This is a genomic window from Actinomadura sp. BRA 177, assembly GCF_013372625.1.
GTDB lineage: Bacteria > Actinomycetota > Actinomycetes > Streptosporangiales > Streptosporangiaceae > Spirillospora.
In genome coordinates this window covers 22033-31062 of the sequence record NZ_JABXFD010000308.1, presented here as the reverse complement: position 1 = coordinate 31062, position 9030 = coordinate 22033, and the positions used below count along the sequence as shown (strand labels likewise).

Genomic DNA, 9030 nt, shown 5'->3' with positions numbered 1-9030 from the left:
TACACCTCCTTGATGATCGCCTGGGCGAGCCGCGGATCGGGCGGGGTGCCGGGCAGCTCGGGGTGCCCCGGCGGACCGGGGGCCGCCGGGTGCCCCGGCGGCCCCAGCGAGCCCGGTGGCCCGGTATGCCCCGCATGCCCGGGATGGCCCGGGGGCCCGTGCGAGCCGGGCGAGCCGGGCGGCCCGCTGCCGGACGGGGGATAGGAGGCGGACGTCGGATAGGGGACGGACTGCGGGCGGGCGGCGTCGGATACCAGCACGGCAGTGCCCGTCCCGCCGCCTCCGCCGTGGTCGCCGCCGAGGGGCGCCCCTCCGGAGCCGAGCGAAGCGGCCTGCGGCAGCACCGACGGTGGCAGCACCGAGCCGCCCGGTGACGACGAAGGGGCGCCGGCCATGGCCAGCGCCCTCGGGCGGCGGGGTCTTCGCCGCTCCGCGTCGATCTCCGCGACCACGGTGGCACCGAGGAGCGCGCGGGGGACCGAATCGGTGAGCAGCGTCGGGGAGCCGCGGCCGTCGTAGGCGGCGAGCGCCGCCCGGACGGCCTCCTTCCCGAGCCAGACCGCCGAACCCTCGTCCCCGACGAGCCAGCCGTAGCCGTCCGCGCGCTGCACGATCGCGCCGTCGCTGATGACCGCCGCGCCGGCGCCCGTGCCGGAGAACACCACGATGCCCTTGGGCTCGCTGGTTCCCGCGGCGAACGCCACCGCGATATCGGTCACCACCGCGGGCGAGCCGCGCAGGCCGACGGCCTGCCAGGCCTGCCGCGCCGCCGTGACGGCGGCGGGCCGGCCGGCCGAGCCGGCACCGGCGATGCCGAACACGCCGGTGAGGATATGGGTTCGGTCCAGGTCCCCGAGCGCCTCCCGCAGGGCGCTGGTCAGCGCCCCCGCGGTGTCGCCTCCGGAGTTGGGGTTGGCCCCTGGGCCGGTGCCGGAACCGGCCAGGGCACCCCCTAGCGTCAGCACGACGCAACGGGTCTTCGTGCCACCCGCGTCGATACCGACCACGTAAGGACCGGCCAAATGGGTCAACACATGGCGACCGTAGCCTTTTCTACCGTTGACGTGACATCCTGTCCGTAAGAAAATTTCCTCCATGAGGAAACCCATCGGCCCCGACCAGGGCCCCGAGCGGGGGATCACGGGGGAGCACGGCGCACCACCGGAATCGGCGGCGTCCGGCAGGGACACCACACCGCTGAGCACCGTGGTGCGGGTCCGCTCGCTGCTGCCCTCGCTGCCCCCCGCCGAACGACGCGTCGCGCAACGCGTCATCGACGACCCCGAGGGGGTCGCCAACTCCACCATCACCGAGCTCGCCCAGACCTGCGGAACGTCCGAGACCACCGTCATCCGGTTCTGCCGCGCGATCGGCTTCCACGGCTACCCGGAGCTGCGGCTGACCCTCGCGACCGAGGCCGGACGGGCGCAGAGCGCGTCCGGCGGGCGGGTCATCGGCAGCGACATCAGCCCCGACGACTCCCTCGAACAGATCGTCGAGAAGGTGACGTTCGCCGACGCGCGGGCCGTCGAGGAGACCGCCGCGCAGCTCGACATCAAGATGCTCGAACAGGTCGTGGACGCCGTCGTCGCCGCCGACCGGGTCGACGTCTACGGCGTCGGCGCCAGCGCGTTCGTCGCGGCCGACTTCCAGCAGAAGCTGCACCGCATCGGCCGCGTCTGCTCGGCGTGGGCGGACGCGCACATCATGCTGACCAGCGCCGCCGTCCTCGGCCCGGGGGCCGTCGCGATCGGCATCTCGCACACCGGCGCGACGGTGGAGACCATCGACGCGCTGGAGGTCGCCAAGACCAGGGGCGCCAAGACGGTGGCGCTCACCAACTTCCCGAAGTCCCCGATAGCGGAGGCGGCCGACCTGATCCTGACGACGGCCGCGCGGGAGACGACCTTCCGCTCCGGCGCCACCGCCAGCCGGCTGGCGCAGCTCACCGTGGTCGACTGCGTCTTCGTCGGAGTGGCGCAGCGCACCTACGGGCCGACCCGCAAGGCCCTGGAAGCCACATTCGAGGCGGTCCGCGGGCGGACCGTGCGACCCGACCGGAGGCGTCGGTGATCGATTGCGAGCTCCCCACCGAGGGCCGGAACCCCCGGACCCTCGACGTCGACACACTGCCGACCATGGAGGTGCTGCGCCTGATCAACTCCGAGGACGCGACCGTGCCGATGGTCGTCGCCGCCGTCCTGCCCGAGGTGGCCCGGCTGGTGGACCTCGCCGTCGAGTCGCTGCGCGCGGGCGGCCGGGTGCACTACTTCGGCGCCGGCACGTCCGGCCGGCTCGCGGTACTGGACGCCGCCGAGCTGCCGCCGACGTTCGGCATCTGGGGCCGGGTCGTCGCGCACCACGCCGGCGGCCCGGGCGCGCTGTCCCAGGCGGTCTCGGACGTGGAGGACGACGCCGACCTCGGCCGCCGCGACGCCCGCGACGTCCGGCCCGGCGACGTCGCCATCGGCATCGCGGCGAGCGGCCGCACCCCGTACGTGGTGGCGGCGCTGCGCGCCGCCGCCGCGGGCGGGGCGCGCACCGCGCTGATCAGCTGCAACCCGCGCACGCCGTACGGGGACGAGGTGGAGGTGCACATCGCCCTCGCCACCGGCCCCGAGGTGATCAGCGGGTCCACCCGGATGAAGGCGGGCACGGCGACCAAGCTCGTGCTCAACTCCTTCTCCACCACGCTGATGATCAGGATGGGGCGCACCTATTCCAACCTGATGGTCAGCGTGAACGCGCTGAACTCCAAGCTGCGCGCCCGGCTCGTGCGCATCCTCACCGAGGCGACGGGCATGGACGCCCGCACCTGCGAGAACGCGCTGGCCGAAGCGGGGGGGAACACCCGCGTCGCACTGGTCTCCCTACTGGGCGAGGTACCAGCGGCCCGAGCGACGACGGTCCTGGAGGAAACAGACGGCGGCGTCCGCGAAGCCCTGCAAAGGCTGCGCTCAGCCTGACCCCGACGGGCCGCAGAGCCCCAACGAGAGGGCCCGGAAGGGCCGACGAACCACGAGAAGAGCCCGGGGAGCCCGGCCGTGCAGGGCCGGCGAACCGGAAGGGGCCCGGCGCCCGGCCGCACAGGCCGTGAACCGGAGGAGCAAGTCCGGAACCGCCCGGCGAGGGGCCGACGGAACCGGAAGAGGGGACCGCGACGAGCCACACAGGCCCGCGAACCAACAGAAGGAGCCCGGCAACCGACCGCACAGAACCGGCGAACCGGCAAGAGCGACCGGGACCCGGCCATGTAGGACCGAGTGGACGGGCGACCGGCTGTGCAGGGCCGGCGACCTCGAAGAAGGAACTGAGGAACGGCCGTGCAGGATCGGCGAACCGGCGAGAAGTAAGCCGGGGTCGGGCCGTGACGCAGGGGTCGGTGAACCGGGGAAAGGGGAACGGGGACGGGCCGTGTAGGCCAGGGGACCGGAGGAGTTAGTCCGGGGACCGTCCGGCGAGGGGCCGGCGGACCGGGGGACGGACCGGCGGGGGAGACGCCGGCCGATTGGGGATCCGTGACCATGCGATCGTCCCCGTACCGATCGCATGGTCGCGGACACGTTCCGCCGGGTCAGCGCTCGTAGCGGCGCAGTTCCTGGCGGGCGACGGTGCGGACGTGCACCTCGTCCGGGCCGTCGAAGATCCGCATGGCGCGGACCCAGGTGTACATCGCGGCGAGCGGCGTGTCGTCGGACACCCCGGCGCCGCCGTGCACCTGGATCGCACGGTCGAGCACCTCGTGCGCGATGCGCGGCACGACCACCTTGATCGCGGCGATCTCGGACCGGGCGCCCTTCGAGCCGTGCCGGTCGATCAGCCAGGCGGTCTTCAGCGTGAGCAGGCGGGCCTGCTCGATCGCCATCCGCGACTCGGCGATCTGCTCCCGCACCACGCCCTGCTTGGCGAGCGGCCCGCCGAATGCGACCCGGTCGACGGCGCGCCGGCACATCAGCTCCAGCGCCCGCTCCGCCATGCCGAGCGCCCGCATGGCGTGGTGGATGCGGCCGGGCCCCAGCCGCGCCTGCGCGATCATGAACCCGTCGCCCTCGCCGGCGATCAGGTTGGCCACCGGCACCCGGACGTCCTCGAACACGATCTCCGAGTGGCCGTGCTGGTCCTGGTAGCCGAAGACCGGCAGATGCCGGACGATCTTCAGTCCGGGGGCGTCGCGGGGCACGAGGACCTGCGACTGCTGCCGGTGGACGGGCCCGTCCGGGTCGGTCTTGCCCATCACGATGAAGATCTTGCAGCGCTCGTCGGCGGCGCCGGTGATGAACCACTTGCGGCCGTTGATCACGTACTCGTCGCCGTCCCGGACGATCGAGGTCGTGATGTTGGTGGCGTCCGAACTCGCGACCTCGGGCTCGGTCATCGCGAACGCGCTGCGGATCTCGCCGTTCAGCAGCGGGTCGAGCCATTGCCGCTTCTGCTCGTCCGTCCCGAACATGTGCAGGACTTCCATGTTCCCGGTGTCGGGGGCGGCGCAGTTGACCGCCTCCGGCGCCAGATCCGGTGACCGGCCGGTCAGCTCGGCGAGCGTCGCGTACTCCAGGTTCGTCAGCCCGGACACGTCCGGCAGGAACAGGTTCCACAGGCCGCGCTCGCGCGCCTCCGCCTTCAACTCCTCGACGACCGGTGGCAGCGCGTGCGGGTCGTTCTCCGCCCGCCACGCCGCGTACACCGGCTCCGCCGGGTAGACGAACCCGTCCATGAACTCCTGGAGGCGTTCCTGGTACTCGCGTGCCTTCGGGCTGAGTTCGAAGTCCATGGGCGCATTCTGGCAGAACGGGATTCGGTCAATGGGGCCGGGATCACCTACCATCGGGCCGTGCCCTCCGAACGACCGGTCAAAGCCGTCATCACCGACTGGGGCGGCGTGCTCACGTCCCCCCTCGCCGACGCCATCGCCGTCTGGCTCGCCGCCGACCGCATCGACACCGAGCACTACAAGAACGTCATGCGGGCTTGGGTGAAGCAGGCCTACGACGGCGCCGGGACGAACCCCATCCACGGGCTGGAGGACGGCTCCCTCGCCGTGGCCGAGTTCGAGCGCCTCCTCGCCGCCGAACTGCTCACCATCGACGGCGGCCCGGTCGAGGCCGTGGGCCTCATCGCCCGCATGTTCGGCGCGTTCGCCCCGGTGGAGCCGATGTACGACGCGCTCCGCGCCGCCCGCACCGCCGGGACCCGCACCGCGCTGCTGTCCAACTCGTGGGGCAACGAGTACCCGCGCGACCTGTTCGCCGACCTGTTCGACGCCGTCGTGATCTCCGCCGAGGTCGGCATGCGCAAGCCCGACGAGCGGATCTTCCGGCACGCCCTGGACCTGCTCGGCCTGGACGCCGCCGAATGCGTCTTCATCGACGACATCGAACACAACATCCGCGCCGCCGAGGCCCTCGGGATCCGTGGCATCCACCACACCCACCCCGACACCACGATCGCGGAACTGCGCGCGCTGGACCTTCTGCCCTGACCGGTCTGGCAGACTGCTGCTCGTCATGCGCGTCTACCTGCCGTCCACGCTCACGCTCCTCGCCGGCGTCCACGCCGCGCGGGAGATCGGCCCCGCGCCGCTCGCGGCCCACGCGGTCACGCCCGCGCTCCGCGAGTGGTACGCCAGCGGCGATCTGGAGGAGCTGGAGTACGCGGCGATGTCCGCCGCCGCCCGCGCCTCCCTCCGCCTCCTCGCCGCCGACCCGTCCGCCCCGCGCCGCCGGGTGGTGCTGGCCGCCGAGATGCCCGATGCCGCCATCACCTGGTCCAACACCGACCTGGGCAACGGCGACCGGGCCCTCGTCGAACTCTCCACGCCCATCCCGTGGAAGAAGATCGCCTCGGGCCACGTGGACGCTCCAGACGCCGTCCCCGACATGACCGCCGCAGTCGAAGCCCTACCCGCCGCCGAAGCCGGCGACGACGACGCCCGCTTCACCGTAGACGGCGCCGAAGGCCACGAACTCCTCTGGTACGCCACCCAAGAACTCCCCCACCTCCTCACCTGAGCCAACGTTCTGCTGTTGGCGGGTAGTTCGGCAGCCTCGTCGGTGACGTCGTCTGCCTTGTCGTGGATGGTGGGGGGCGACGTCCTCTGGTTGGTGGCACAGGAAGTCTTGAGTCGATATTTCGCTTGGGGCGGGTAGGTCCTTGGCAGGTCGACAACGTCGTCGGAGTGCAGGGAGCCGTGGGATGGACGCCGTCACGAATGTGCCGGTACCGGTGAACGAGCCGGTGAAGGGGTATGCGCCGGGGAGTGCGGAGCGGGCCGTGCTGGAGGCGCGGATCAAGGAGCTCGGCGGGACGCAGACCGAGTTGGCGATGACGATCGCGGGGGAGCACCGCATGGGGGCGGGCACGCCGGTCGACGTCGTGGAGCCGCACAATCATGCGCACGTCCTCGGCCGGATGGGCGACGCCACCGAGGCGGACGTGACCGAGGCGGTCGTCGCGGCGCAGGAGGCGGCGCCCGCGTGGCGGGCCATGGCGTTCGAGGACCGCGCCGCCATCTTCCTGCGCGCCGCCGAGCTGCTCGCCGGGCCGTGGCGGGCCACGCTGAACGCGGCGACGATTCTTGGTCAGTCCAAGTCGGTGCAGCAGGCCGAGATCGACGCCGCCTGCGAGCTGATCGACTTCTGGCGGTTCAACGTCGGCTACGCGCGGCAGATCCACGAGCAGCAGCCGCTGTCGTCGCCGGGCGTGTGGAACCGGCTGGAGTACCGGCCGCTGGAGGGGTTCGTCCTCGCCATCACCCCGTTCAACTTCAGCGCGATCGCCGGGAACCTGCCGACCGCGCCCGCGCTGATGGGCAACGTCGTCGTGTGGAAGCCGTCCCCGACGCAGCAGCTCGCCGCGCACTTCACGATGCGGTTGCTGGAGGCCGCCGGGCTGCCGCCCGGCGTGATCAACATGGTCACCGGGAACGGGCGGGCCGTGTCCAATGTGGCGCTGCGACACCCTGATCTCGCCGGGCTGCACTTCACCGGGTCGGTCGCCACGTTCCAGAACCTCTGGCGCGGCATCGGCGAGAACATCTCGGGCTACCGGGGCTATCCGCGCATTGTCGGCGAGACTGGAGGAAAGGACTTCGTCGTCGCGCACCCGTCCGCTGACCCGGCCGTGCTGAAGACGGCGCTCGTCCGCGGCGCGTTCGAGTACCAAGGGCAGAAGTGCTCCGCCGCGTCCCGTGCCTACATCCCCCGCTCCATCTGGGACGGGATGCGCGACGAGTTCTGCGCCGAGGCGGAGGCTCTCACCATGGGCAACGTCGCCGAGGACCTGTCCATCTTCATGGGCGCCGTCATCGACGAGCGCGCGTTCGCCAAGCATCGGGCGGCCGTTGAACGCGCTCGCGGCATCGACACCATGAAGATCCTTTCCGGTGGGGAGCTGGACGACTCGCGTGGCTACTTCGTCCGTCCGACCGTCCTGGAGTCGTCCGATCCGACCGACGAGATCTTCACGCGTGAATACTTTGGGCCGATCCTCGGCGTGCACGTCTACGACGACGGCGACTACGACACCGTGCTGAACCAGATGGAGAGCGTCTCCGAGTACGGCCTCACCGGCGCGATCATCGCCGACGACCGCGCAGCCGTCGCCGAGGCCACCGACAAACTCCGCTTCGCCGCCGGCAACTTCTACATCAACGACAAGCCGACCGGCTCGATCGTCGGGCAGCAGCCGTTCGGTGGTGCCCGCGCGTCCGGCACCAACGACAAGGCGGGATCGGTCTTCAACCTGACCCGCTGGACGAGCGTCCGCTCCATCAAGGAGACCTTCGTCCCGCCGACCGACTACCGCTATCCGCACATGGGGTAGCGAACCGTCCCGTGCGCGGGTGGTTGCGGGCGGCGAGCGGAGGCCGGACGATAAGCTCGCTGACCGCCGCGGGTGCCCGGAACGGCGCCCGCTCACGCTCCACCGACCGCGCATGGGAACGGGATGTCGACGCTGAACCGTCTGGTGCTGTGGAACATCGATCACACCCTGGTCGACGTCGGGCGGGTCACCCGGGACGCCTACGCCGAGGCCTTCCAGCGGACGATCGGGCGGCCGCTCGTCCGGCTCGCCCCCACCCCCGGCCGCACCGAGTCCGAGATCATCTTCGAGACCCTCGCGTTCAACGACGTCGTCACCACGGATGATCACCTGCCCGCGTTCTTCGACGCGCTCGCCGAGGCGTTCGCGTCCCGCCGCGCCGACCTGCGCGCCCACGGCCGGGTGCTGGCCGGGGCCGGGGAGGCCGTCGAGGCGCTCGCCCACGTCCCCGGCGTCGTCCAGTCCGTGCTGACCGGCTCGATCCAGCCGAACGCCATGCTGAAGGTTCGCGAGCTGGGCCTCGCCGACCGCCTTGACCTGGGCGCGGGCGGCTACGAGAACGGCGTCTACAGCAAGGCCGCCCTCCTCGAACTGGCCCGTACGCGCGCGGGTGAGCGGCACGGCACGACGTATCCCGAGTCCGCGACCGTCTATGTCGCCGACTCGCCCCGCGACGTCCAAGCCGCGCACATCGCCGGCTCCCCGATCATCGCCGTCGCCACCGGCAGCGCCACGGAGGCCGAACTCCGCGCCGCCGGCGCCGAGACGGTCCTCGCCACCCTCGCCGACACCCGCGCCGTCGTCACCGCCGTCGCCGACCTCACCCGCCTCTGACCCACCGTCGTCCCACGGCGCCCGCCGCCATGCAGGCCACATCCTGGGTGGTGTGCCGGGCGCGCATCTGATCGGGTCTAGGTCGGGTCTCTGGCGTCGCGCAGGCCACGTCCTGTGTGGTGTGTCTGGTGTGCGTCCGCTCGGGTCCAGGTCGGGTCTTGGCGTCGCGCTGGCCACGTCTTGCGTGTGCTGGGTGTGTGTCCGGCGGGGGTCAGGTCGGGTCTCTGGCGTCGGGCAGGCCACATTCTGCGTGGTGTGCCGGGTGTGCGTCTGGCCGGGGGCAGGTCGGGACTCTGGTGCCGCGCACGCCTTTTTCCGGGTGTGTGGTTGGGCTGGCTTGGTTGTGGGTTTCTCATGTCTTCTCCTCCTGTGCTG

The 9030-nt window shown here is 71.7% G+C and carries 8 protein-coding genes; 6 read left to right on the top strand and 2 right to left on the bottom strand.

Annotated elements, in window-relative coordinates:
* The coding region (locus HUX53_RS42255; protein WP_309237239.1) for a BadF/BadG/BcrA/BcrD ATPase family protein at window positions 1-965 on the bottom strand (965 nt) is incomplete at its 3' end.
* Window positions 966-1095: 130 nt separating this feature from the next.
* On the opposite strand from HUX53_RS42255, the gene HUX53_RS15325 reads away from it, so the two are divergent.
* On the top strand, window positions 1096-2073 hold the full coding sequence (locus HUX53_RS15325; protein ID WP_255205282.1) for a MurR/RpiR family transcriptional regulator: 978 nt from the start codon (window positions 1096-1098) through the stop codon (window positions 2071-2073).
* Entirely contained in the window at window positions 2070-2966 is an 897-nt protein-coding gene (locus HUX53_RS15320) for an N-acetylmuramic acid 6-phosphate etherase (RefSeq protein ID WP_176403861.1), read from the top strand. The genes HUX53_RS15325 and HUX53_RS15320 overlap by 4 nt, the downstream gene beginning before the upstream one ends.
* Before the next feature lie 608 nt (window positions 2967-3574).
* Here HUX53_RS15320 and HUX53_RS15315 read toward each other — a convergent pair.
* Window positions 3575-4771 (bottom strand): acyl-CoA dehydrogenase family protein, encoded by a 1197-nt coding sequence (locus tag HUX53_RS15315; protein WP_176403860.1) that lies wholly within the window; start codon window positions 4769-4771, stop codon window positions 3575-3577.
* A 60-nt stretch (window positions 4772-4831) separates the two neighbouring features.
* Between HUX53_RS15315 and HUX53_RS15310 the strand changes: the two genes are divergently transcribed.
* From HUX53_RS15310 to HUX53_RS15295, 4 genes are all read left to right on the top strand, one after another.
* Window positions 4832-5479, top strand: coding sequence for an HAD family phosphatase (locus HUX53_RS15310; RefSeq protein ID WP_309237238.1), 648 nt, complete (start codon window positions 4832-4834; stop codon window positions 5477-5479).
* Window positions 5480-5504: 25 nt separating this feature from the next.
* Complete coding sequence (locus HUX53_RS15305) at window positions 5505-6008, top strand: hypothetical protein (protein WP_176403859.1); 504 nt, start codon at window positions 5505-5507, stop codon at window positions 6006-6008.
* Between the two features lie 184 nt (window positions 6009-6192).
* On the top strand, window positions 6193-7821 hold the full coding sequence (gene pruA, locus HUX53_RS15300) for an L-glutamate gamma-semialdehyde dehydrogenase (RefSeq protein WP_176403858.1): 1629 nt from the start codon (window positions 6193-6195) through the stop codon (window positions 7819-7821).
* 123 nt (window positions 7822-7944) lie between these two features.
* Window positions 7945-8655 (top strand): HAD family hydrolase, encoded by a 711-nt coding sequence (locus HUX53_RS15295; protein ID WP_176403857.1) that lies wholly within the window; start codon window positions 7945-7947, stop codon window positions 8653-8655.
* Window positions 8656-9030 lie beyond the last annotated feature (375 nt).

Coding starts and splice junctions, on each gene's coding strand:
- HUX53_RS15325 (WP_255205282.1), top strand. CDS start 1,096: ATGAGGAAACCCATCGGCCCCGACCAGGGCCCCGAGCGGGGGATCACG.
- HUX53_RS15315 (WP_176403860.1), bottom strand. CDS start 4,771: ATGGACTTCGAACTCAGCCCGAAGGCACGCGAGTACCAGGAACGCCTC.
- HUX53_RS15305 (WP_176403859.1), top strand. CDS start 5,505: ATGCGCGTCTACCTGCCGTCCACGCTCACGCTCCTCGCCGGCGTCCAC.
- pruA (WP_176403858.1), top strand. CDS start 6,193: ATGGACGCCGTCACGAATGTGCCGGTACCGGTGAACGAGCCGGTGAAG.
- HUX53_RS15295 (WP_176403857.1), top strand. CDS start 7,945: ATGTCGACGCTGAACCGTCTGGTGCTGTGGAACATCGATCACACCCTG.